23 protein-coding genes, 1 tRNA gene and 1 other RNA gene are annotated in these 23,450 nt (G+C 71.4%); 9 read left to right on the plus strand and 16 right to left on the minus strand.

Features of this window, described 5'->3' with window-relative positions; genetic code table 11:
* Positions 1-110: 110 nt before the first annotated feature.
* The 6 genes from AC3RJ7_RS17500 to AC3RJ7_RS17525 form a co-directional block, all read right to left on the minus strand.
* Positions 111-446 (minus strand): hypothetical protein, encoded by a 336-nt coding sequence (locus AC3RJ7_RS17500; protein WP_491457134.1) that lies wholly within the window; start codon positions 444-446, stop codon positions 111-113.
* 78 nt (positions 447-524) lie between these two features.
* Positions 525-860 carry a three-helix bundle dimerization domain-containing protein gene (locus tag AC3RJ7_RS17505; RefSeq protein ID WP_491457135.1) on the minus strand — a complete coding sequence of 112 codons (336 nt, stop codon included), beginning with the start codon at positions 858-860 and terminating at the stop codon, positions 525-527.
* Positions 861-903: 43 nt separating this feature from the next.
* On the minus strand, positions 904-2,064 hold the full coding sequence (locus tag AC3RJ7_RS17510; protein ID WP_491457136.1) for a low temperature requirement protein A: 1,161 nt from the start codon (positions 2,062-2,064) through the stop codon (positions 904-906).
* Positions 2,061-2,954, minus strand: coding sequence for an AraC family transcriptional regulator (locus AC3RJ7_RS17515; RefSeq protein WP_491457137.1), 894 nt, complete (start codon positions 2,952-2,954; stop codon positions 2,061-2,063). The genes AC3RJ7_RS17510 and AC3RJ7_RS17515 overlap by 4 nt, the downstream gene beginning before the upstream one ends.
* Positions 2,955-3,073: 119 nt before the next feature.
* Positions 3,074-4,270 carry a DNA polymerase IV gene (gene dinB / locus AC3RJ7_RS17520; protein ID WP_491457138.1) on the minus strand — a complete coding sequence of 399 codons (1,197 nt, stop codon included), beginning with the start codon at positions 4,268-4,270 and terminating at the stop codon, positions 3,074-3,076.
* 166 nt (positions 4,271-4,436) lie between these two features.
* The gene (locus tag AC3RJ7_RS17525; RefSeq protein WP_491457139.1) at positions 4,437-5,207 is read right to left on the minus strand and encodes a hypothetical protein; all 771 of its coding nucleotides are present in this window, start codon (positions 5,205-5,207) and stop codon (positions 4,437-4,439) included.
* Positions 5,208-5,298: 91 nt separating this feature from the next.
* Between AC3RJ7_RS17525 and AC3RJ7_RS17530 the strand changes: the two genes are divergently transcribed.
* Positions 5,299-7,056, plus strand: a complete 1,758-nt coding sequence (locus AC3RJ7_RS17530; RefSeq protein ID WP_491457140.1) for a bifunctional 3'-5' exonuclease/DNA polymerase — start codon at positions 5,299-5,301, stop codon at positions 7,054-7,056.
* Here AC3RJ7_RS17530 and AC3RJ7_RS17535 read toward each other — a convergent pair.
* Complete coding sequence (locus AC3RJ7_RS17535; protein ID WP_491457141.1) at positions 7,035-7,655, minus strand: PadR family transcriptional regulator; 621 nt, start codon at positions 7,653-7,655, stop codon at positions 7,035-7,037. The two genes, AC3RJ7_RS17530 and AC3RJ7_RS17535, sit on opposite strands and share 22 nt — an antisense overlap.
* 197 nt (positions 7,656-7,852) lie before the next feature.
* On the opposite strand from AC3RJ7_RS17535, the gene AC3RJ7_RS17540 reads away from it, so the two are divergent.
* On the plus strand, positions 7,853-8,392 hold the full coding sequence (locus AC3RJ7_RS17540) for a DUF3145 domain-containing protein (RefSeq protein WP_491457142.1): 540 nt from the start codon (positions 7,853-7,855) through the stop codon (positions 8,390-8,392).
* Positions 8,393-8,595: 203 nt separating this feature from the next.
* Here AC3RJ7_RS17540 and AC3RJ7_RS17545 read toward each other — a convergent pair whose 3' ends face one another.
* The 6 genes from AC3RJ7_RS17545 to aceE all read right to left on the minus strand — a co-directional run bounded on the left by AC3RJ7_RS17545 (position 8,596) and on the right by aceE (position 16,246).
* The gene (locus AC3RJ7_RS17545) at positions 8,596-9,831 is read right to left on the minus strand and encodes a beta-ketoacyl-[acyl-carrier-protein] synthase family protein (protein WP_491457143.1); all 1,236 of its coding nucleotides are present in this window, start codon (positions 9,829-9,831) and stop codon (positions 8,596-8,598) included.
* 81 nt (positions 9,832-9,912) lie between these two features.
* Positions 9,913-10,161 (minus strand): acyl carrier protein, encoded by a 249-nt coding sequence (locus AC3RJ7_RS17550; protein WP_056731598.1) that lies wholly within the window; start codon positions 10,159-10,161, stop codon positions 9,913-9,915.
* A 66-nt stretch (positions 10,162-10,227) separates the two neighbouring features.
* Complete coding sequence (locus tag AC3RJ7_RS17555; protein ID WP_491457144.1) at positions 10,228-11,232, minus strand: beta-ketoacyl-ACP synthase 3; 1,005 nt, start codon at positions 11,230-11,232, stop codon at positions 10,228-10,230.
* A 32-nt stretch (positions 11,233-11,264) separates the two neighbouring features.
* Complete coding sequence (locus AC3RJ7_RS17560; RefSeq protein WP_491457145.1) at positions 11,265-12,185, minus strand: ACP S-malonyltransferase; 921 nt, start codon at positions 12,183-12,185, stop codon at positions 11,265-11,267.
* Positions 12,186-12,299: 114 nt separating this feature from the next.
* Positions 12,300-13,508: a PucR family transcriptional regulator gene (locus AC3RJ7_RS17565; RefSeq protein ID WP_491457146.1), complete on the minus strand. Its 1,209-nt coding sequence runs from the start codon at positions 13,506-13,508 to the stop codon at positions 12,300-12,302.
* A gap of 11 nt (positions 13,509-13,519) precedes the next feature.
* A complete protein-coding gene (aceE, locus tag AC3RJ7_RS17570; protein ID WP_491457147.1) occupies positions 13,520-16,246 on the minus strand; it encodes a pyruvate dehydrogenase (acetyl-transferring), homodimeric type in 2,727 nt (908 codons plus the stop codon).
* Between the two features lie 161 nt (positions 16,247-16,407).
* Here aceE and AC3RJ7_RS17575 point away from each other — a divergent pair, with 161 nt between their 5' ends.
* The 5 genes from AC3RJ7_RS17575 (at position 16,408) to rnpB (ending at position 19,027) form a co-directional block, all read left to right on the plus strand.
* Complete coding sequence (locus AC3RJ7_RS17575) at positions 16,408-16,878, plus strand: peroxiredoxin (RefSeq protein ID WP_491457148.1); 471 nt, start codon at positions 16,408-16,410, stop codon at positions 16,876-16,878.
* Positions 16,879-16,941: 63 nt separating this feature from the next.
* Positions 16,942-17,014 (plus strand) — tRNA-Val (locus AC3RJ7_RS17580).
* A gap of 1 nt (position 17,015) precedes the next feature.
* Positions 17,016-17,834 (plus strand): Nif3-like dinuclear metal center hexameric protein, encoded by an 819-nt coding sequence (locus AC3RJ7_RS17585; protein WP_491457149.1) that lies wholly within the window; start codon positions 17,016-17,018, stop codon positions 17,832-17,834.
* A gap of 37 nt (positions 17,835-17,871) precedes the next feature.
* Positions 17,872-18,609 carry a zinc ribbon domain-containing protein gene (locus AC3RJ7_RS17590; protein WP_491457150.1) on the plus strand — a complete coding sequence of 246 codons (738 nt, stop codon included), beginning with the start codon at positions 17,872-17,874 and terminating at the stop codon, positions 18,607-18,609.
* 40 nt (positions 18,610-18,649) lie between these two features.
* Positions 18,650-19,027, plus strand: an RNA gene (rnpB, locus tag AC3RJ7_RS17595) — RNase P RNA component class A.
* A 147-nt stretch (positions 19,028-19,174) separates the two neighbouring features.
* On the opposite strand, the gene ppgK is transcribed toward rnpB, so the two are convergent.
* A complete protein-coding gene (gene ppgK / locus AC3RJ7_RS17600; protein WP_491457151.1) occupies positions 19,175-19,927 on the minus strand; it encodes a polyphosphate--glucose phosphotransferase in 753 nt (250 codons plus the stop codon).
* A 50-nt stretch (positions 19,928-19,977) separates the two neighbouring features.
* Positions 19,978-20,841, minus strand: a complete 864-nt coding sequence (gene map, locus AC3RJ7_RS17605) for a type I methionyl aminopeptidase (RefSeq protein WP_491457152.1) — start codon at positions 20,839-20,841, stop codon at positions 19,978-19,980.
* An 11-nt stretch (positions 20,842-20,852) separates the two neighbouring features.
* Between map and AC3RJ7_RS17610 the strand changes: the two genes are divergently transcribed.
* Positions 20,853-21,038: an SPOR domain-containing protein gene (locus AC3RJ7_RS17610; protein WP_491457153.1), complete on the plus strand. Its 186-nt coding sequence runs from the start codon at positions 20,853-20,855 to the stop codon at positions 21,036-21,038.
* Between the two features lie 63 nt (positions 21,039-21,101).
* Here the strand turns inward: AC3RJ7_RS17610 and panB are convergent, their stop codons facing one another.
* Positions 21,102-22,010 carry a 3-methyl-2-oxobutanoate hydroxymethyltransferase gene (panB, locus tag AC3RJ7_RS17615; protein WP_491457154.1) on the minus strand — a complete coding sequence of 303 codons (909 nt, stop codon included), beginning with the start codon at positions 22,008-22,010 and terminating at the stop codon, positions 21,102-21,104.
* A 100-nt stretch (positions 22,011-22,110) separates the two neighbouring features.
* Here panB and AC3RJ7_RS17620 point away from each other — a divergent pair, with 100 nt between their 5' ends.
* Positions 22,111-23,448: a glutamine synthetase family protein gene (locus AC3RJ7_RS17620; protein WP_491457155.1), complete on the plus strand. Its 1,338-nt coding sequence runs from the start codon at positions 22,111-22,113 to the stop codon at positions 23,446-23,448.
* The last annotated feature ends 2 nt before the right edge of the window (positions 23,449-23,450 follow it).

Consider the following 23,450-nt stretch of genomic DNA (forward strand, 5'->3'; position numbering starts at 1 on the left):
CCCAACCCCTTGCGCGGTCCGAGAATCTTCGTCCCGGAGCCGGCGACCTCCGACCGGGCCTCACGCGGTCCGCGGCGACAAGGCGCACTCCTGTCTCAGGTGAAGGGCGATTACGCGGACCTGATCGCGTCGGCGATGAGATCGCGCACGTCGGCCGCGACGCCGTCGGTCTCGAACGGCTCCCAGCGTGCCAACTGCGAGAGAACCCAGTCCCAGTGGGGGCGCCGGAGGGTGATCGACAACAGATGCTCCGGCGGGGGCCAGCCGAGCTCATCCTGTTGCCCCGAGCACGCCGCTGACGCGCGCCATCCCGCGTCTCGAACGCAGGAGCTGGCGATCACCGACTCGATGTTCACGTCCACCGCATCGACGGCGATGGAGTTGTCCACGCACCCGTCCACGCGCTGCCAGAGTCGCACCGGCATTCCCACGGTCAGATACTGCACATCGACATCCTGACAGAGTCCACTGTCGAACCCGGCGCAGAGCGGGAAGCACGTCAGCGACGCGTGCGATCGAAGCGGTCAGTCGGGGCCGCCGCCGAGATCCCCGTAGAGCAGGCCGGTCTGCTGCGTCTTCCGGTCGACCTCCATCGGGTCGGGGCTCTCGTCGGAACGGCGGGGATCGAAGACCTCGTCAGCGTGGTCGACGGGCCTGGGCGCTCCGGCTTCGACGCGGAGCCGTTCGAGCGCGGCACGCTCGACCAGCACGGGCACGAAGTCGCGGACCGGCGCGTCCGACAGGCGGGCGCGCTCCTCGGTCACGATCATCGCGATGTGGTCGTGCGGCACGGTGGGGAACCGCGTCGCAAGGCGATCCAGGACTCCGGCGATCGCGGCGTCCTCCTTGAGCTCGCTCATACCTGCCATGATGCGGCCGAGCGGTCTCCGGCGCAATGAATGCTCATCGATCGGCGGCCGATTCGGCGCAGAGCGTCCCGACGAGCACGAGGGAGGCGACCACCAGCGCACCGAGGGCCGGCAGGCCCGCCAGGAGTGGCACGATGGCCGCCGCTGCGGCCGCACCGAGGAGCCGCGCTCGATCGGTTCGTTCGGTGACGCGCCGGCGGAACCAGACGGTCGCCGCGAGGTAGCCCGCGATGCCGCCGCCCAGAGCCGCCGCACTGAACCAGCCGAGCGGCTCCGCCGAGCCGACGTGCGCGAGCGCCTCCTCGATGCCGAGCGCGGCGAAGACGATGCCGGCGACGACGAGCAGATGCAGGTATGTGTACCCATCCCGGGCCGTCCTGGCACGGTCGCCGTCATCGCGGCGTGCGAGTGCGCTCTCCGCTTCTCGAGCCAGCCGCGAGAAGTACGCCCACCAGAACCCGGCGGCCACGACGAGCGAGCACAGGATGCCGAGGAGGATCGCGAGGTCCATCGGCTCCGCCGCGACGCCGGCGCCGATCGCGATGATCGACTCGCCGATCGCCAGGATCACGATGAGCCCGTGCCGTTCGGTGAAGTGCACCGTCGAGCCCACGCGCCAGTCGATGCCGGTGCTCATCCGGTGCGTGACGACGGGCTCGATCACGACGGCGGCGAGCCACAGCCCCAGCTGCCAGCCACCGCCGATCATCGCGCCGACGATGAGCAGGGCCCCTGACGGCACGACGGAGAGGACCGACGTGAAGAACGCCCGTCGTCGGAGCGATCTCGCCGAGACGGCCGCGAACGCGATGAGGTGCGTGATGCGGGCGACGAGATAGGCGCCGACGAAGACGAGGGGCGCGAACAGGCCGCCGGGCAGGTCGTCGTATGCTTCGAGCACCGTCACTCCCACGACCACCATGGACGCCATCGCGACGAGCATCACGGCCCGAACCCAGCCCTGGTCGGCGTGGGCGAGGTTGGACAGCCACCCGTAGGAGTTCCACGACCACCACAGGAGGGCGAGGATCGTCAGCGCCTGCACGACGCCGATGAGATCGTGCTCCTGCGCCATGAGCCGGCTGAGCTGCGTGAACGCGAAGACGAACGCGAGGTCGAAGAAGAGCTCGAGTGTCGTGACCCGGTCGCCCTCACGGCTTCGTACTGCGGTGAGGGTCGCGGTCCCGCGGATCACTGCGCGCCCCCGATCTCGTGCAGCCGTGAGGCATCCTGCAACGGCGCGGCGCCGAATCGGCGCCGGTAGTCGCGGCTGAACTGCGACGGGCTCGCGTAGCCGACCGCGCGTGCCGCTCCGGCGACGTCGGTGGGGTCGGCGATGAGCCGGATGCGTGCCTCCTGCAGTCGCACCTGCTTCTGGTACTCGATCGGGCTGAGCGCGGTGACGGCACGGAACGATCGGTGGAACGCGGACTGGCTCATGCTCGCGAGATCGGCGAGCTCCGCGACTCGGAACGGCTCCGTGTAGTGCTCGCGGATCCAGCGGACCGTCTGTCCGACGCGGCTCACGCCGCTGTCGGCGAGCCCCAGCTCTCGCACCGTGACCCCGAGCGGGCTGCGCAGCACGAGCCAGTGCAGCTCCCGCTCGATCAGCGGCGCCAGCACAGCCCGGTCGGCGGGCTGCTCGATCAGTCGAACCATCCTCCCGACCGCGTCGACGAGCTCCGGCGACGCGTCGCCGACGGCGATGCCGCTGCCACCGCCGCCACCGCCGCGCGTCGGAGCCCGGAGCGGCGCTCCGCCGGCGAGCAGCAGCTCGGCGATCAGGGCGGGGCGGAGCGTCAGCGCGAACCCGAGCGCCGGGGTATCGGGGGTCGTGTCGACGAAGTGCCCGCTCACCGGCAGGTCGATCGACGCGACGAGGCACTGACCGGCCGAGTAGTCGTGCACCTGGTCGCCGACGGCGAGTCGCTTCGCGCCCTGCGCGAGCAGCACGAGCACCGTGCCCGTCGTGCTGAGTTCGGGCGGCCCGCTGTGCTCGATCTTCGAGATGACCGCCCCGTCGGTGATCGGCGTCGCCTCGCCGGCATGCCGGGCGATGAGGTCGCGTACGTCTTCCAGTCGCATGCCGGAATTGAAGCAGCTGGTTCGCCCGCGCGCACCCGATCCTGCCGATTCGGGCAGGATCGGGCAAGACCTCGCGCGGATACGTCAACCGCGGCGCCGGCCCGGCTCGCTGCGGGGGTTCACTCGTGCTCGGGCAGCAGCGGGGGCGACCAACCGGGATCGCGACCGAGCTGGGCCGCCCTCGTGACCGACGTCGCGCCGAACCGATCGCGCACCGAGTCGAGCACCGTGTCGAGACGGGCTCCGTCCTCCCAGTCGATCGGGAGTTCCGGCTGGAGGCCGTCGGCGTGCGCCAGCTGCGACAGCGAGACGCCGATCAGGGTGATGCCGCGCTCGGCGATCGCGGGCATCGCACCGGCGAGGAGCTCCTGCGCGATGGCGAGGAGCACTGCGGTGCGGTCGTTGGCGGAGCGGAGCGTGCGCGACCGGGTGGCCTTCGCGAAGTCGCCGAATCGAAGCCGCAGCACGACCGTGCGGCACGCCCGGTTCCGGTCGCGCAGGCGGCGCGCGAGCCGATCGACGATCTGCGTGAGGATGAGATCGAGTTCCTCCGGCGTGCGCGGGCGGTTGCCGAGCGCGCGCTGCGAGCCGATCGAACCGCGACGGCGCGTGGTGTCGACCGGACGCGGGTCCCGGAGCCGGGCGAGTGCGTGCAGGTGCGCACCGGTCGCCCTGCCGAGCAGCCGCTCGGCCGCCGCGGCTTCGAGTTCGGCCAGCTGCCCGACGGTCGTGATGCCGAGCCGATGCAGCTTCTCGGCGGTCACCGCGCCGACGCCCCACAACCGTTCGACCGGCAGCGGCAGCAGGAAGGCCTGCTCGCGGTCGGGCTCGACCACCAGCAGTCCGTCCGGCTTGCTGACCGCGCTGGCGACCTTGGCGAGGAACTTGGTCCGCGCGATCCCGACCGAGATGGGCAGGCCGGCCTCGGCGCGGACCCGCTCGCGCAATCGCACCGCGATCTGCTCGGGCGTGCCTGCGATGCGACGGAGCCCCCCGACCTCCAGGAACGCCTCGTCGATGGAGAGCCCCTCCACGAACGGCGTCGTGTCGCGGAAGATCGCGAACACGGCTCGACTCGCCGCCGAGTACGCGTCCATGCGCGGTGGCACGACGACGGCGTCGGGGCACAGGTCGCGGGCCTGACGGCCGCCCATCGCCGTGCGCACCCCACGAGCCTTCGCCTCGTAGCTCGCGGCCAGCACGACGCCACCGCCGACGATGACGGGCCGGCCTCGCAGCTCGGGAGCGTCGCGTTGCTCGACCGAGGCGTAGAACGCGTCGAGGTCGGCATGCAGCACGGTCGCCTCGCCCCGCATCCCGCTCTCCCGTCGATCGTCCGTCCTGCGCATCCTCGCACGAACCGCGGACATGGGCGTCTGCCCGCCGTTCTCACAGAGCGAGGCCGTGACGAGCCGAAGCCGGGGAGGGGAGGGCATCGCGGATGCCGTCCCGGACACGGGGAGGCGAGGATGCCGCGGCACGTCAGCCTGCAGCGGCGTCGCCGTGCCGCGGAGCCGCGACCTCGAGCGCGCGCACCGCCTCGTCGCCGCGGATGCGACGCATCCGCGAGACGACCTCGTCGGCGACCGCGGGCGTGATGCTGCGGCAGACGACGTCGTCGGGGCCGAGTGCCTCGAGCCCACCGCCCCGCACGCGGATGACGCGCCAACCGACCTCGCTCAGCGCCTCGTCCTTCTCGAGGTCTGACGCCTCCTTCAGTCCGAGATGGGCGCGTCGCGAGCGGCCGGGGTCGTCGTACTCCACGGCGATGCGCAGCTGGGGGATGATGATGTCGGGCCAGACCTCGGTCCGGCCGAAGAACGTGCGGGCGACGCGGACGGCGTTCACGCGGTGATGCAGCCGGATGCGTTCGCCGAGCAGCGCGCGCAACCGCTGCTCGGTCATCGAGGTGCGCGTGCGCAGTCCCGGGTTCATGAAGGCGACGCCGGCCTCGCGGAGCGCGCCGGGCGCGTGCGCGTTCGTGCGGCACTTCGCGCAGCCGGTGCCGGTGAGCTGCTCGGCGACCGTCGCCCGGTAGCGATCGTGCCCTCGTTCGCAACGCCATTCGTACTCGGCGCTGATGCGCGTCTCGGCGGCGAGCCGCGCACGCTCTGGCGGCGCCACCCGCCGCAGGAGCTCGCCGCGAGAACGCTGGGTCTCGGCGATGAGCATGCACAGCGGGCCGGGGCGGCCGATGACGTGCGCGCCCTCGTGCTGCGCGCCGTGCCCGCAGCGGAAGCTCACCGCGACCACGGCGACCGCCGTTCGTTCGTCATGACCACGAGTCTCGCTCGTGCCGCCGACATCCGTTGTCGGCGGCCGCCGCGAGAATGGACTCGTGCGGATGGCAGTCGGAGCCGACGGGCGCGACCGGGTCGCCCTCGTCGATCTCGACGACCCCGCGGCGCGTCCCGAGGTGATCGAGCTCGCCGACCTTCCCGCACTCGTCTCGGCGCTCGAGTCGGCCGGCCCGCGGTGGGTCTGGAGCGAGACCCGGCACTGGTATCCGCGGCTGCTCGACGCGGGCGTTCGCGTCGAACGATGCCACGACCTGCTGCTCTGCGGCGCGATCCTCGAAGGCTCGGCCGACGCGCGCGCCGCCCGCGAGCAGGAAGCGGGGCGTCCGGCCTGGCTCGAAGCCGCACCGAACCTCTCGGCGGGTGCGGGCGCCGCTTCGACGACGGCACTGCACCCCGAATCCGGCGCAACTGCGCTGTTCGAGCTCGGCGAGGCGCTCGACGGTGACGCGGTCGCGGGATCGAACCCCGCGGTCGTCGGCCTCGACGCGGTGATCGACGAGTTCCGACGACAGGAGCGGTTGACGCTCGCGAGCGCCCGTCCCGGCGCGATGCGGCTGCTCCTCGCGGCGGAGTCCGCCGGGGCGCTGATCGGTGCCGAGCTGCGGGCGGCCGGCCTCCCGTGGAGCCGTGACGTGCACGAGCGCATCCTCGAGGCCGAACTCGGCCCCAGGCCGAAGCCGGGGTGGAAGCCCGAGCGCATGGCGGTGCTCGCGGGCGAGGTGCGCGCCGCGCTCGAGCAGCCCTCGGCGAACCTCGACTCCCAGGTCGAACTGCTCAAGGCGCTCAGGAACGCCGGCATCCAGGTCGACTCCACCGCGAAGTGGGAGCTCCGCGAGCACCGGCACCCGGCCATCGCCCCGCTGCTCGCGTACAAGCGGTCGGCACGCCTGCTGAGCGCGAACGGCTGGACCTGGCTCGACGAGTGGATCGTCGATGGGAGGTTCCGCCCCGACTACGTGCCGGGCGGCACCGCCACCGGTCGGTGGGCGACCTCCGGCGGCGGGGCGCTGCAGTTGCCGAAGAACGTGCGCGGCGCCGTGGTGGCCGACCCGGGGTGGTCGCTCGTCGTCGCCGACGCGGCCCAGCTCGAGCCGAGGGTGCTCGCGGGCCTGGCCCACGACAGGGCGATGGCGACCGCGGCGCGCGGGCGCGACATCTATCGGGGCATCGTCGACGACGGCGTCGTCGAGACGCGCGACCAGGCGAAGATCGCGATCCTCGGCGCGATGTACGGCGCGACGACGGGTGACAGCGGCCGGTTGGTGCCTCGGCTCGCCCGCGCCTACCCGCGGGCGATGGCGCTCGTCGACCGCGCCGCGGCGACCGGTGAGCGCGGGGGACAGGTCACCACCAACCTCGGCCGGTCCTCACCGGTGCCGCCTGCGTCGTGGCACGCCGTCCAGGCGAGGGCGAGCGAGCCCGACGCGACGCCGACCGACGAGCGACGTGCACGCAGTGTCGCCCGCGACTGGGGCCGGTTCACCCGCAACTTCGTCGTGCAGGGCAGCGCAGCCGAATGGGCGCTCTGCTGGATGGCCGCACTCCGCACCCGCCTCGCCGCCTTCCCGCCGTCGGCCCCCGAGGCAGGCCGTTCCGGTCCGGTGTTCAGCGCGGTGCCGCACCTCGTGTACTTCCTGCACGACGAGATCATCGTGCACACGCCGAGCGAGCACGCCGAGGCGGTCTCGACCGCGGTTCGCGAGTGCGCCGTCGAGGCGGGCCGCCTGCTCTTCGGCGACTTCCCGGTGGACTTCCCGCTCGATCTCGCGGTCGTCGAGAGCTATGCGATGGCCGACGGCTGATCGGGCCCGGCCGCACTCGAGGGTGCCGCAGGACGACGACCGCGCCGTGGGCGGTCGGCCGTCGGTGCGAAGGCGAGCGAGCCGGGGGATGCCGCCGCGAGTGCTGCGGCATCGAGCCAGCCGATCGCGGCGCGTGCGCGAGCCGTCTCCGCAGCGCCCGCGAGGCGCGCCAGTTCGGTGGCCGGCGAGGCCGAGGGCGACGCGTCGGCGTCGTCGTCGGACGGCGCCGCCCTGACGGCCCATCGCGCGCGTTCTGCGGCGATGATCGGGCGCACGTCGATGCCGGGCAGTGATGCTGCGATGAGCACGCGATCGATCGTCTCGTCCCACGGGTCGGCGCCGGAGGCATCCGCCCCCTCGAGCCAGCCGCGCGCGACCGCGGTGCCCGCCTCGGTGAGGCGGTGCAGGGGCAGCCCGTCGTCCGTCGTCCCCGCCGACTCGATGAGGCCCGCCTTCGACGCCCGCTCGAGCGTGGCGTAGCTCTGTCCGACGTTGACGCGGCGACGACCGCCCGTGCGCGTCGTGAGCGCCCCGTGCAGCTGGAAGCCGTACGCCGGGCCCGGGAGCAGGAGAGTGAGGAGCGCTTCTCTGACGGCCATCGGCATCCCTTCTCCGCGAGCGAATACCTGACCGAGCATAGTGTTCCTTCCGAGCGTGGATGCCTCGGCGCGGCCGGCCGGCACGAACCCTTGTGAACCCGCCTGATCCGGGGCATAATCGGCGGTGCGGCCGATGCCGCCCACAATCGAACACCGGTCCATCCGCCGTTCCGAGGTCGTAGGGGAAGACGCACCTCATGAGAACGGAGATCGAGATGGCAGAGACGGTCGCGCGGACCGCACGCGCCGCGCGGGGTGTGCTGTTCGTGCATTCCTCGCCGCGGGCGCTCTGTCCGCATGTGGAGTGGGCCGCGGGGCGCGCCCTCGGCGTGCCGGTGAACTTCGACTGGCAGGAGCAGCCGGTGCTGCGCGGAACGCTGCGCGCCGAGTACTACTGGGAGGGCGAGCCGGGCACCGGCGCCCGGCTGGCCTCGGCGCTGCGCGGCTGGGAGCAGTTGCGGTTCGAGGTGAGCGAAGACGCGACACCCGGCAGCGACGGTGCGCGGTGGATGCACACGCCCGAGCTCGGCGTGTTCTTCGCGCAGACCGATTCGGCGGGCAACACCGTCGTCCCGGAGGATCGCATCCGCTATGCGATGGAGGTCGGCGGGCACGACACGAGGGAACTGCACCGCGAGCTCCGGCTCGCGCTCGGACAGTCGTGGGACGACGAGCTCGAGCCCTTCCGCCACGCGAGTGATTTCGCCCCCGTCGTCTGGCTCCATCAGGTGGGCTGACGAGGAACCGCGGGTCGGCCGCGGCGCGACGCGGAGGTCGGAAGGGGGAACCCCGGCAGACGTACGAGCGAAGCGGACGGCCCGACGACGAGAAGGACCCCGGCGCGTCAGCGCCGGGGTCCTTCGACGTCTGGAGGTCACGGACGAGAAGGACCCCGCGCGTCAGCGCCGGGGTCCTTCGACGTTCGGGGTCGAACCGACGGTCAGGCCGAGCGGAAGGCGACGACCGCGTTGTGCCCGCCGAACCCGAACGAGTTCGAGATCGCGAGCTGGTCGCCGCTGCCGAGTTCCTGCGGGGCGCCCGAGACCCGGAACGGCACCTCGGGATCCTGCTCGGTGATATTGATCGTCGGGGGAGCCACGCGGTCGCGCAGCGCGAGGACGGTGAAGATGGCCTCGAGCGCGCCGGTGCCGCCGAGCAGGTGCCCGGTCGAGGCCTTCGTCGCCGAGACGGGGATCTCGTCGACGCGCGATCCGAACACGGCCTTCAGCGCCTGGTACTCGTTCGGGTCGCCGACGGGCGTCGACGTCGCGTGCGCGTTGATGTGCGTCACGTCGTCGGGCGACGCACCGGCCTGCTCGAGCGCGAGCTTGACCGCCCGAGCCGCGCCGCGGCCCTCGGGGTCGTTCGCCGTGATGTGGTACGAGTCGGCCGTGACGCCGCCGCCGGCGACGTAGGCGTAGATCTTCGCGCCGCGGGCCTTGGCGTGCTCCTCGGTCTCGAGGATGAGGACGCCCGCGCCCTCGCCCATGACGAAGCCGTCGCGGTCGACGCTCGTGGGGCGCGACGCGGTGGCCGGGTCGTCGTTGCGCTTCGACAGCGCCTGCATCGAGGCGAACGAGGCGATGGTGATGGGGTGGATCGCCGATTCGGTGCCGCCCGCGATCACCACGTCGGCCAAGCCGTCCTGCAGGTGCTCGATGGCGTTGAAGATCGATTCGGTGCTCGAGGCGCAGGCGCTCGCGACGGTGGTGGCGAAGGCGCGGGCGCCGAAGTGGAGCGAGAGGTTGCCGGAGGCCGAGTTCGGCATGAGCATGGGCACCGTCATCGGGAGGACCCGGCGGGGGCCCTTCTCACGAAGGGTGTCCCACGCGTCCAGCAGGGTCCAGACGCCGCCGATGCCGGTGGCGAAGTCGACGCCGAGGCGCTCGGGGTCGACCTCGGGGCTGCCCGCGTCGGCCCACGCTTCGAGCGCGGCGACGAGTGCGAGCTGAGACGACGGGTCGAGCCGCTTGGCGACGGGGCGCTCGAGGACGGTGTCGGGGCGCACGAGGGCCTCGGCGGCGAAGGTGACGGGCAGCGAGTACTCGGCCACCCAGTCGTGCTCGAGGGTGCGCGCGCCAGACACGCCGGCGAGCAGCGCGTTCCAGCTGTCGGGGGCGGTGCCGCCGATCGGCGACGACGCGCCGATACCCGTGACGACGATGTTCTTGGTCATGACGAAAACACTCCGGGGAGGAAGACGAAGGGAACGGATCGAGCGGGCCGGGACGACGCCTCGGCCCGCTCGTCGCAGCGACTAGGCCTGGGCCTTGACGATGAAGTCGACGGCGTCGCCGACGGTCTTGAGGTTCTTGACCTCCTCGTCGGGGATCTTCACGTCGAACTTCTCCTCGGCGTTGACGACGATCGTCATCATCGAGATCGAGTCGATGTCGAGGTCGTCGGTGAACGACTTGTCCAGCTCAACCGTGTCGGTCGCGATGCCGGTCTCGTCGTTGATGAGCTCGGCCAGGCCGGCAAGCACTTCTTCGGTGGACAATGCCATGGTTCTTCTCCTTGAGGGGTGTCTCGTTTGACCGTGAGACAGTCTAGATGGACAGGGGTCGGTGGTTCAGGGCAGAACCACCACTTGGGCGCCGAACACGAGTCCGGCGCCGAAGCCGATCTGGAGGGCGAGGCCTCCGGAGAGCTCGGGGTGCTCCTCGAGCAGTCGGTGGGTCGCGAGCGGGATCGACGCGGCCGACGTGTTGCCCGTCGTCGCGATGTCGCGGGCGATCACCACGGAGTCGGGCAGCTTCAGCTGCTTCGCGAACTCGTCGATGATGCGCATGTTCGCCTGATGCGGGATGAAGGCGGCGAGGTCGGCGCTCGTGACGCCGGCGGCGTCGAGGGCCTGCTTGGCGACCTTCGCCATGTCCCACACGGCCCAGCGGAAGACCGTCTGGCCCTCCTGGCGGAGGGTCGGCCACTCGGCCTGGCCGTCGCGGAACTCGACGAGGGTGCTGTTCATGCCGACGGCACCCGCCTTCGAGCCGTCGGAACCCCACACGGTGCGCGCGATGCCGGGCGTGTCGCTCGGTCCGATGACGGCGGCGCCGGCGCCGTCGCCGAGGAGGAACGAGATGGACCGGTCGGTCGGGTCGACGACGTCCGAGAGCTTCTCGGCGCCGATGACGAGCGCGTAGTGCGCGGCACCGGCGCGGATGAGAGCGTCGGCCTGCGCGACGGCGTAGGCGTAACCCGCGCACGCGGCGTTCGCATCGTACGCTGCGGCGGGGTTGGCGCCCACGCGGTCGGCGACGACGGCCGCCATCGAGGGGGTCTGCTGGACGTTCGAGATCGTCGCGATGATCACGAGGTCGATGAGTTCGGGCGCGACGCCCGAGCGCTCGATGGCCTCGGTCGCCGCGGCGGTCGCGAGGTCGACCGCGGAGACGTCGGCGCCGGCCCGCGTGCGCGTGATGATGCCGGTGCGCTGCTGGATCCACTCGTCGGACGAGTCGATCGGGCCGACGAGGTCGTCGTTCGGCACCGCGTTCTCGCCGCGAGCCGCGCCGAGGGCGTAGATGCGCGTGTACGCGGGTCCGTGCGACTGCTGGAGGGTTGGTCTCGTCATGCTCGGCTTTCTCGTGTGTTCGGCGACGCGGATCAGGCGGCCTGATCGATGAGTTCGATGGCGGCGGGCAGGTCGTCGGGCGTCTTGACGGCGACGGTCGGCACGCCCTTGAGCCCTCGCTTGGCGAGGCCGACGAGCGCACCGGCCGGAGCGAGCTCGATGATGCCGGTGACGCCGGCTTCGGCGAACGAGGCCATGCAGCGGTCCCAGCGCACGGGCGACGAGACCTGGCCGACGAGGAGTTCGAGGAACTCGGCGCCGGAGGCCACCGTGCTGCCGTCGCGGTTGGTCCAGAGCGGCAGGGCGGGGTCTGCGGGGGAGAGCGACTCCGCGACCTTCGCGAGGCGCTCGACGGCGGGCCGCATGTATCGGGTGTGGAACGCACCGGCGACCTGCAGCGGGATGACCCGCGCACCGGCCGGCGGCTCGGCCTTCAGCTGCTCGAGGGCGTCGACGGCGCCGGCGACGACGATCTGTCCGCCGCCGTTGAAGTTGGCCGGTTCGAGGTCGAGCTCGGCGAGCCGGGCGAGGAGTTCGGCCTCGTCGCCGCCGAGCACCGCGCTCATGCCGGTCGGTGCGAGCGCCGCGGCTTCGGCCATCGCCCGACCGCGCTCGGCGACGAAGGCGATCGCATCGGTGCCGCTCAGCACGCCGGCGCCCGCGGCGGCGGTGATCTCGCCGACCGAGTGCCCGGCGATGCCGCCGATGCGCGCATCCCGGCCGTCGGCGAGCAGGGCGTCGAGCGTGAGGAGGCCGGCCGCGACGATGAGCGGCTGCGCCACCGCGGTGTCGCGAATGGTGTCGGCGTCGCTCACCGTGCCGTGCTCGGCCAGGTGGATGCCGGCGGCCGCCGAGAGCGCGTCGAGGCGCTCGGCGAAGCCGGGTTCTGCGAGCCAGGGGGTGAGGAATCCGGGGGTCTGAGAGCCCTGTCCAGGGCAGACGACGACGATCACCACCCCAGTCTGCCAATCACCGGGCGAACTGTGGTGTGCACACGCCACAAGCTCTTCGCGCAACCGTTGTATCGACCGCACAGCGAACCGGTGCGGCTGCACCCCGCCGTGCGGTCAGGACGTGCGGCGCGGCGCGTGGTCGTGGTCGCTCATCGATCCGATGATGAGCGCGGACTGCAGGATGAGCGCCTCGCGCGCGCCCGTGGCATCCCAGCCGATCACGTCGGATACGCGCTTGAGCCGGTACCGGACCGTGTTGGGGTGCACGAAGAGCTCGCGGGCCGTCGCCTCGAGCGATCGGCCGTTGTCGAGGTAGCTCCAGAGCGTCGTGAGCAGTTCGGTGGAGTGAGCCTGCAACGGACGGTAGATGCGGTGCACGAGCGTGGCGCGCGCGAGGGGGTCGCCCGCGAGTGCGCGCTCGGGAAGCAGGTCGTCGGCGTGCACGGGGCGGGGGGCGTGCCGCCAGGACCGGGCGACCGCGAAGCCCGCGAGCGCCGCCTTCGCGCTCTTGGACGCGTCGACGAGGTTCGGCACGGCGTGGCCGAGCACGAGATGCCCGGGCCCGAAGTGCGGTTCGAGCTGTCCCGCGATCTCCATGAACGTGAGGGCGGGGGCCGTGCCGATCGACTCGTCGCCGTCGGACGAGAGCGGGTCCGCGCGGCCGATGACGAGCACGAGGCGGTTGCCCTGCACGCCGATGAGGACGTCGGCGTGCATGTGCCGCGCGGCCCGTCGCACATGATCGACGTCGAGCTGCTTCGGGGCGGTGCCGACGAGCACCGCGACTTCGCCGTGCCCGTGCCACCCGAGTGCCGCGATGCGGCTCGGCAGCTCGTCGTCGGCCTCGCCCGAGAGGATCGAGTCGACGACGAGCGCTTCGAGCCGGGCGTCCCACAGTCCACGCGCCTCCGCGGCGCGTGCGTAGACGTCGGCCGCCGCGAACGCGATCTCCCGCGAGTAGAGCAGGATCGCCTCGCGCAGCGGCTCGCCGCCGTCCTTCACGCGCTCCTCGACGACCTCGACGACGACGCGGATGAGCTGCAGCGTCTGCTGCAGGCTCACCGAGCGCAGGAGCTCGCGCGGGGCCGCGCCGAACACGTCGGCCGCGATCCACGGCGTCGAGCGCGGGTCGTCGAACCAGGCGATGAACGACGAGATGCCGGCTTGGGCGACGAGGCCGACGGCGGAGCGACGGCTCGGAGGCATGTCGCCGTACCACGGCAACGTGTCCTCGAGTCGCTTGAGCGTCGCGGTCGCGAGCTCACCCGCGATGGTCCGCAACCATGCGAGCGTCTCCGCCTTCGTCTTCGGCCTCGTCGCCACCTCGTCGCCCGCTAGCTCTCGCCGCCGGCCGATCCGGTCGTGCCGGCGTTCACGTCGTGGAGCCGGTACTTCTCGATCGCCTGCGCCGGGAGCGCGCGGTCGACCTCGCCGCGCTCGGCGAGCAGCTCGAGCGTGCGCACGACGACCGACGGGCCGTCGATCTTGAAGTAGCGTCGTGCCGCCGCGCGCGTGTCGGAGAAGCCGAAGTCGTCGGCCCCGAGCGTCGCGTACTGGCCGGGCACGTAGGCGCGGATCTGGTCGGGCACCGCGTGCGCGTAGTCGGACACGGCGACGAACGGTCCCTGCGCCCCGGCGAGCTTCTGCGTCAGGTACGAGACCTTCCGCTCGGCGTCGGGGTTGAGGAAGTTGTGCTCGTCGGCGGCGACGCCGTCGCGGCGGAGCTCGGACCAGCTGGTCACGCTCCAGATGTCGGCCGACACGCCCCAGTCCTCCGCGAGGAGCTGCTGCGCCTCGAGGATCCACGGCACCGCGACGCCCGAGGCGAGCAGCTGCGCCTTCGGGCCGGCGGTCGTCGACTCCGACAGGCGGTGGATGCCGCGGATGATCCCGTCGACGTCGACCCCCTCGGGCTCGGCCGGCTGCACGATGGGCTCGTTGTACACCGTGAGGTAGTACATGACGTTCGGGTCGGCGTGGGTGCCGCCGTACATGCGGTCGAGGCCCGAGCGCATGATGTGCCCGATCTCGTACCCGTAGGCGGGGTCGTACGAGACGACCGCCGGGTTCGTCGCCGCGAGGAGCGGCGAGTGCCCGTCGGCGTGCTGCAGGCCCTCGCCCGTCAGGGTGGTGCGGCCGGCGGTCGCGCCGATGATGAAGCCGCGCGCCATCTGGTCGCCGGCGGCCCACATCGCGTCGCCCGTGCGCTGGAACCCGAACATCGAGTAGAACACGTAGATCGGGATGAGGGGCTCGCCCTGCGTCGAGTACGACGTGCCGATGTTGGTGAACGCGGCGAGCGCGCCCGCCTCGTTGATGCCGACGTGCACGATCTGGCCCTGCGGGCTCTCCTTGTAGGCCAGGAGCAGCTCGCGGTCGACCGAGGTGTAGTGCTGGCCGTTCGGGTTGTAGATCTTCGCGGTCGGGAAGAACGCGTCGATGCCGAAGGTGCGCGCCTCGTCGGGGATGATCGGCACGATGCGGTTGCCGAAGTCCTTCGAGCGGATCAGGTCCTTCAGGAGTCGGACGAACGCCATGGTCGTGGCGATCTCCTGCGTGCCCGAGCCCTTCTTCGCGATCGCGTAAGCCGAGTCGTCGGGCAGCGTGACCTGCGTGTACTTGGCGCGCCGCTCGGGCGTGTAGCCGCCGAGCTCGCGGCGCCGCTCGTGCAGGTACTGGATCGCCGGGTCGGACTCGCCCGGGTTGTAGTACGGCGGCAGGTAGGGGTTCTCCTCCAGCTGCGCGTCCGTGATCGGGATGCGCATCGAGTCGCGGAACGTCTTGAGGTTGTCCAGCGTCATCTTCTTCATCTGGTGGGTCGCGTTGCGGCCCTCGAAGGCGGGACCGAGGCCGTAGCCCTTGATGGTCTTCGCGAGGATGACGGTGGGCTGGCCCTTGTGCTCGGTCGCGGCCTTGAACGCCGCGTACACCTTGCGGTAGTCGTGGCCGCCGCGCTTGAGACCCCAGATCTCGTCGTCGCTCAGGTCCTTCACGAGCTCGAGCGCACGCGGGTCGCGTCCGAAGAAGTTCTCGCGCACGTAGGCGCCCGACTCGGCCTTGTAGGTCTGGTAGTCGCCGTCGGGCGTGACGTTCATGAGGTTGCGCAGCGCGCCCTCGTGGTCGTTCGCGAGCAGCGAGTCCCACTCGCGGCCCCACACGACCTTGATGACGTTCCAGCCGGCGCCGCGGAAGAAGCTCTCGAGCTCCTGGATGATCTTGCCGTTGCCGCGCACGGGGCCGTCGAGTCGCTGCAGGTTGCAGTTGATGACGAACGTGAGGTTGTCGAGCCCCTCGTTCGCGGCGACCTGGAGCTGGCCGCGGCTCTCGACCTCGTCCATCTCGCCGTCGCCGAGGAACGCCCAGACGTGCTGGTCGGAGGCGTCCTTGATCCCGCGGTTGGTGAGGTACTTGTTGAGCTGCGCCTGGTAGATCGCGTTGATCGGCCCGAGGCCCATCGACACGGTCGGGAACTGCCAGAACTCGGGCATGAGCCGCGGGTGCGGGTAGCTCGAGAGGCCGTTCGGCGCGTGCGACTTCTCCTGGCGGAAGCCGTCGAGCTGGTCGCTCGAGAGACGGCCCTCGAGGAAGGCGCGGGCGTACATGCCGGGGGAGGCGTGACCCTGGTAGAAGACCTGGTCGCCGCCGCCGGGGTGGTCCTGTCCGCGGAAGAAGTGGTTGAAGCCGACCTCGTACAGGGCGGCGCTCGACGCGTACGTCGAGATGTGGCCGCCGACGCCGATGCCGGGGCGCTGCGCGCGGTGCACGAGCATGGCCGCGTTCCAGCGGATCCATGCGCGGTAGCGGCGCTCGGTCTCCTCGTCGCCCGGGAACTCGGGCTCGTTCTCCGGCGCGATCGTGTTCAGGTAGTCCGTGGTGGGCACCATCGGCACGCCGAGGTGCAATTCCTTCGAGCGCTTCAGCAGGCTCAGCATGATCTCACGCGCCCGCTGGTGGCCCTTCTCGGCGACGAGCGAGTCGAGCGACTCCGCCCACTCGTTCGTCTCCTCGGGATCCGAGTCCATCGCCTCGACCGAGTAAGGATCCTGGTCGTTGACAGTCACACTCGACCTCTCTTCTCTGCAGGGATCACCTGCCTGGTGTGGACGTGCGCACGCCGAGGCTGACCGCCTCGCGGTCGCATGGCACCCCGCCATCCTAATGAGTCTCGCCGGGAATCGGGGGCGGTACGATGGTGGGCCGTTCCGATCGGAGGTCGCCGTCCATGATCCTCGCCCCCGGTGCCCTCGCGCCCGATTTCTCCCTCGTCGACCAGCACGGGCAGACCGTGCGGCTGTCCGACTTCCGCGGCGAGCGGCCGGTCGCCCTCGTGTTCTTCCCGCTGGCGTTCTCGGGCATCTGCCAGGGCGAGCTCTGCGAGCTGCGCGACAACTTCGCGATGTTCGCCGACGAGTCGGTCGAGCTCGTGGGCGTCTCGGTCGACTCGAAGCACACGCTTCGCGCCTGGAGTGAGACGCAGGGTTACGATTTCCGGCTGCTCGCCGACTTCTGGCCGCACGGCGAGGTGTCCGCGGCGTACGGCGCGTTCGACGCGGAGCACGGCATCGCCGCGCGGGCGACCTTCCTCATCGGCGCCGACGGCGTGATCGTCGACAGCTTCGCCACGCCCAAGGGCGAGGCGCGTCCGCTCGAGCGGTACCGCGAGGCGCTGGGTTCGCTGCGACGCGCGGCCTGACCGGCGGGATGCCTCGCCGGGCGGTCGCTCGGATACGATGAGCCTGCGCCGTTCGTGGCGCGAGGGCCTTTAGCTCAGTTGGTAGAGCGCCACGTTTACACCGTGGATGTCGTCGGTTCGAGCCCGGCAGGGCCCACATGTCGCTGGTCCTCGCCGATGTGCTCGCCGTCACCGAACGCCTGTGGCCCGCGGCCGGCGCCGAGGCCTGGGATGCCTCGGGGCTCGTCTCCGGTGCCCTCGACACACCGGTCCGACGCGTGCTGCTGGCCGTCGACGCCGTCGCCGCGACCGTCGACGAGGCGGTCGCGGCCGACGCCGACCTGCTGATCGCGCACCACCCGTTGCTGCTGCGCGGGATCACGACGGTGGCGGAGGACCGATACAAGGGAGCACTGCTCGCCCGGCTCATCCGAGCCGACTGCGCTCTGCTGGCCGCTCACACCAACGCCGACGTCGTCGCGACCGGCACCTCCGCGGTGCTCGCCGATCGGCTCGGGCTCGTCGCGCAGCGCCCGATCGAGGCATCCGACGACGGCGCGACCGGCCTCGGCCGCGTCGGCCGCCTCGCCGAGCCGACCACGCTCGGCCGCCTCGCCCGGCGGCTCGCCGAGTTGCTGCCGGCGACCGCGACGGGCGTGCGCGCGGCAGGCGGCTTCGACGATCCGGTCGAGACGGTCGCCGTCTGCGGCGGCGCGGGTGACTCGCTCCTCGGTCATCCCGCGGTGCGGGCGGCCGACGTCTACGTCACCGCCGACCTGCGCCACCATCCCGCGTCCGAGGCGCGCGAGCAGGCGATGCTCGCCGGCGGGCCGGCCCTGCTCGACGTCTCCCACTGGGCGAGCGAATGGCTCTGGCTCGACGTCGCCGCGGGCGAGTTGCGGGCGGCGCTGCCCGAGCTCGAGATCGTCGTGAGCGAGCTGCGCACCGACCCCTGGGACTTCCAGGTCGTGCAATGATGACGAGTCCAGCCCCGACCCCTTCGAGGAGCACCACGTGAAGGCCACGCCCGCCGACCAGCAGGAACTGCTGCGGCTCCAGTCGATCGACACCCGCATCCAGCAGCTCGCGCACCGGCTCGGCGCGCTTCCGCAGACGGCGCCGCTCGCCGAACTCGCCAAGCGCGAGACCGCCGTGCGGGGCACGCGGGCGGAGGCCGTCGGCACGCTCGAGGACGCGCGCGCCGAGCTCTCCCGGCTCGAGTCCGACGTGGCGGTCGTCGAAGCCCGGATCGCGCGCGACACGGACCGGCTCCAGCACACGTCGTCGGTGAAGGACGTGCAGGCGCTCGAAGCAGAGCTCGCCTCCCTGGCGAAGCGGCGTGGCGACCTCGAGGACCAGGAGCTCGTCGTCATGGAGCGGGTCGAGGAGGCGGAGGTCGCGGTGTCGAGCATCGACCTGCAGCGAGCCGCGATCGAGTCCGAGGTCGCCGAGCTCGAGGCCGAGCGCGACGCCGCGGCGGGCGGCATCGCCGTCGAGCGCGAGCAGACCGAACGCGACCGCGAGGTGGTCGCGTCCGGCGTTCCGGCGGAGCTCCTCGCGTTCTACGAGCAGCGTCGGGCGCGCGGGGCGGGAGTCGGCGCGGCGCTGCTGCGCCAGCGCACGTGCGGCGGCTGCACGATGACGCTCACGGGCTCCGACCTCGAGTCGGTGCGCCGGGCCGCACCCGACGACGTCGTGCAGTGCCCCGAGTGCGACCGGATCCTCGTGCGCACGGACGAATCGGGCCTCTGAGCCGCGGCCGGAGTCGGGGCCGGTAGACTGGACGGGCGAGTGGGTCGGCAAGACGGCCGCGTCGCACGGCTCCGGCCGTGCGCCGAGGAACGTCCGGGCTCCACAGGGCAGGACGGTGGGTAACACCCACCCGGGGCGACCCGCGAGACAGTGCCACAGAAAGCAGACCGCCTCCCGCGCGAGCGGGCGGTAAGGGTGAAACGGTGGGGTAAGAGCCCACCAGCGGCCGGGGTGACCCGGTCGGCTCGGTAAACCTCGTCCGGAGCAAGGCCAGACAGGGAACGATGGGGCGGCCCGCCCCGTTCCCGGGTAGGCCGCTGGAGGGTCACGGCGACGTGACTCCGAGAGAGATGGCCGTCCAGCCGGTGTCGCGAAAGCGCCCGGTGAACAGAACCCGGCGTATCAGCCGGCCCATTCGCACCACGAGGCTTGGCGCCGCGAAGAGCGATCGCGCCGGCGATCGCCGAGGCGACCCGCCACGTGGTGCTGCGAACGGCTCGTACGGCGAGGCTCATTCGCGGAGGGTCGGCATGGCGCGCTCCGAAGACCGCATTCGCCGTTGCGCCTATTTCGCCGCGAGGGACGCCGCGCCGATGATCCCGGCGTTGTTGCGGTGCCGGGCCGGCACGATCGGCGTCTTCAGGTCGAGCAGCGGCAGGAACTGCTCGTGATGCTTCGACACTCCGCCGCCGACGACGAACAGGTCGGGGGAGAAGATGAACTCGACGTGCGCGTAGAAGCGCTGGAGGCGGGCCGCCCAGCTCGCCCAGTCGAGCTCCTCGCGCTCCATCGCGGAGTACGCCGCGCGCTTCTCGGCCTCGGTCCCGTCGAGCTCGATGTGCCCGAGCTCGGTGTTGGGCACGAGCACGCCGTCGTAGAGGAACGCCGACCCGATGCCCGTCCCGAGCGTCGTGAGGATGACGAGCCCGTCGGCGTCGACGGCCGCGCCGTACCGCGATTCGGCGTAGCCGGCGGCATCCGCGTCGTTGATGAAGTGGATCTCCCGGCCGAAGGTCTCCTCGAACAGCTCCTCGGCGGGCAGGCCGATCCACTCGCGGGAGATGTTCGCCGCCGAAAGCGTGCGCCCGCGCTTCACGATCGCGGGGAAGCAGACCCCGAGCGGCAGGGACTCGTCGAAATCGGCGGACAAGCGGTCGAGCAGCTCCGCCGTCGCGGCCAGGATGTCAGCGGGCCGGCCGCCCTCGGGCGTCTTGACCTTGATGCGGTCGGAGAGGAGCGTGCCCTCGGCGAGGTCGACGACTGCGCCCTTGATGCCCGTGCCGCCGATGTCGATGCCGATCGCGAGTTCCGTGGCCATGCGCTCACACTATCGCGGCGCCGCTCGGCGGACGGCTCGCGCCGCACCCGTCACGGGAGGGTCAGGATCTCGGCTCCCCGTTCGGTCACGACGAGCGTGTGCTCGAACTGCGCGGTGAGCGAGCGGTCGCGGGTGACGACGGTCCAGTCGTCGGCCCACACGTCCCACTCGATGGTGCCGAGCGTCAGCATCGGTTCGATCGTGAAGACCATGCCCTCCTCGATGACGGTCGTCGCGTTCGGGTCGTCGAAGTGCGGGATCACGAGCCCGGTGTGGAACGCGCGCCCCACGCCGTGGCCCGTGTAGTCGCGCACGACGCCGTAGCCGAAGCGCTTGGCGTACGCCTCGATCGCGCGGCCGATCACGTTGACCTGCCGGCCGGGGGCGACGGCGCGGATGCCTCGGGCGAGTGCCTCCCGGGTCCGCTCGACGAGCAGCGCCGCCTCCTCGCTCGCCTCGCCGACCAGGAACGTGTGGTTGAGGTCGCCGTGCATGCCGTCGAGGTACGCGGTGACGTCGAGGTTGACGAGGTCGCCGTCGGCGAGCACGGTGTCGTCGGGGATGCCATGGCAGATCACCTCGTTGACCGAGGTGCAGCTCGACTTGGGGAAGCCGCGGTAACCGAGGGTCGACGGGTACGCGCCGTGGCCGACGACGTACTCGTGCACGATGCGGTCGAGTTCGTCGGTTGTGACGCCCGGACGGATGGACGCGGCGGCCGCCTCGATCGCGCCGGCCGCGATGCGGCCGGCGGTGCGGATGCGCTCGACCTCCTCCGGCGTGTACCGGTCGCCGCCGGTGTTCGTCGCGGGCGCGCGGCGGCCGACGTACTCGGGGCGAGCGATCGACGCGGGCACGGCGCGGGCGGGGGAGAGTCGTCCGGGGATCAGGTGGCCGGCGGCGTCTTTGGGCATAGGATCAGCCTATGACCGAGAACGTCGAGCACATGTTCTGGTACAACCTCAAGACCGGCGCGGTCGAGCAGGGATTCGTGTCGCAGTCGGTCGACCGCGTCGGGCCGTTCGAGACCCGCGAAGAGGCCGAGCGGGCGCTCGAGATCCTGCGCGCGAACAGCGCGAAGTGGGCCGAGGAGGACGCGGCCGACGACTGATCGGCCTCCTGTCGAGTCGAGGGGCCTCGACGAGGGCGGCCGCGTGTCGCGACCGCTCCGCCGCTACTCGAACGAGTGCTCGGCCGTCGGGTACGCGCCCGACTCGACATCGGCGCGCCAGGCGTTCGCGGCGTTGCTGAGCACGCTCGCGAGGTCGGCGTACTTCTTCACGAACCGCGGCACGCGGCCGGTCGTGAGCCCGGCCCAGTCGGTCCACACGAGCAGTTGGCCGTCGGTGTGCGGGCCGGCGCCGACGCTGATCGTCGGGATGTCGAGCAGTTCGGTGACCTGTCGGGCGGCCTCGGCCGGCACCATCTCGAGCACGACGGCGAACGCCCCCGCCTCCTGCACGGCGCGGGCGTCGGCCAGCAGCTGGTCGAGGCCCTCGCCGCGGCCCTGGATGACGTGTCCGCCGAGCCCGTGCTCGCTCTGCGGGGTGTAACCGATGTGCGCCATCACCGGGATGCCGGCGTGCACGATGCGCCGGATCTGCTTGGCGCTGCGCACCCCGCCTTCGAGCTTGACGGCGTGCGCACCCGTCTCCTTCATGAACCGGACCGCGGTGTGCAGCGCCTCTTCTGGGCCGTTCTCGTACGAGCCGAACGGCATGTCGGCGATGACGAAGGCCCGCTTCACCGCACCGGCGACGGCGCGCGTCAGGGGGATGAGGTCGTCGACCTTCACCGGCAGCGTCGTCTCGTAGCCGAGCACGTTGTTGCCGGCCGAGTCGCCCACGAGCAGGAAGTCGATGCCCGCCTCGTCGAAGATGTGCGCGGTGAGCTGGTCGTAGCTCGTGAGCCCCGTGATCTTGATGCCGTTGCGCTTCGCGTTCTGGAAGTGCCGGGTGCGCACCCGCTTGGGACCCCCGGCCGCGGCGGCACCGCCGTACGGGTTCTGCTCGGCCGTCGAGTCGGCGGCGGTGCCGGTTGCGGGGGAGACGTCGGATGCTGAGGTCTGGGGCTCGCCTGACATGCCGCCATCCTCGCACATCGCACCGACCCGATCCGCGGCCCGGGGCGCGGCTCCGCGAGGCCCGGTGCCGGTACGCTGGGATCTGCGAGAGAGGGTGTGGATGGATAAGCAGCGCGACTTCGTTCTTCGCACGATCGAGGAGCGAGGGGTCAAGTTCGTCAGGCTCTGGTTCACCGACGTCGTCGGCACCCTGAAGTCGGTCGCGATCGCGCCGGCCGAGGTGGAGGGGGCGTTCACCGAGGGCATCGGGTTCGACGGCTCGGCCATCGAGGGCCTGAGCCGCACGTACGAGTCCGACCTGCTCGCCTATCCCGACCCGTCGACGTTCCAGACGCTGCCCTGGCGCGGCGACGTCGACCCGACGGGCCGCATGTTCTGCGACATCACGACGCCAGACGGCGAGCCCGCCGTCGCCGACCCCCGCAACGTGCTGAAGCGCACGCTCGAGCGGGCCGCCGACCGCGGCTTCACGTTCTACACGCACCCCGAGATCGAGTTCTACCTGCTGCGCTCCTCGAAGTTCGGCGACGAGGGGCCGATCCCCGTCGATTCGGCCGGCTACTTCGACAACGTGCCCGGCGGCACCGCGCACGACTTCCGCCGCCGCTCGGTGCGCATGCTCGAGGACCTCGGCATCTCGGTCGAGTTCAGCCACCACGAGGCCGGTCCCGGCCAGAACGAGATCGATCTCCGCTACGCCGACGCGCTGACGACCGCGGACAACATCATGACGTTCCGCACGGTCGTGAAAGAGGTGGCGATCGAGCAGGGCGTGTACGCGACCTTCATGCCGAAGCCCTTCTCGCAGTACCCGGGGTCGGGCATGCACACGCACCTGTCGCTCTTCGAGGGCGACACGAACGCCTTCTACGAGCCGGGCGCGCAGTACCAGCTCTCGAAGATCGGACGCCAGTTCATCGCGGGCCTCCTGCGCCACGCGAACGAGATCTCGGCGGTCACGAACCAGTTCGTGAACTCGTACAAGCGGCTCTGGGGCGGCGACGAGGCGCCGAGCTTCATCTGCTGGGGCCACAACAACCGCTCCGCGCTCGTGCGGGTGCCGCTCTACAAGCCGAACAAGGGGCAGAGCGCACGCGTCGAGTACCGCGCGATCGACTCGGCGGCGAACCCGTACCTCGCCTTCTCGCTGCTGCTCGCGGCCGGCATGAAGGGCATCGAGGAGGGCTACGAGCTCCCGCCGGAGGCGGAGGACGACGTGTGGGCGCTCACCGACAGCGAGCGACGCGCCCTCGGCTACCACCCGCTGCCGGCGAGCCTCGACCACGCGATCGAGTACATGGAGGGGTCCGAGCTCGTCGCCGAGACGCTCGGCGAGCAGGTGTACAACTACGTGCTCGCGAACAAGCGGCGCGAGTGGCGCGACTACCGCTCGCAGGTCACGCCGTTCGAGCTGCACCGCAACCTCGAGATCCTCTGACT

The organism is Agromyces solani, from assembly GCF_058349925.1.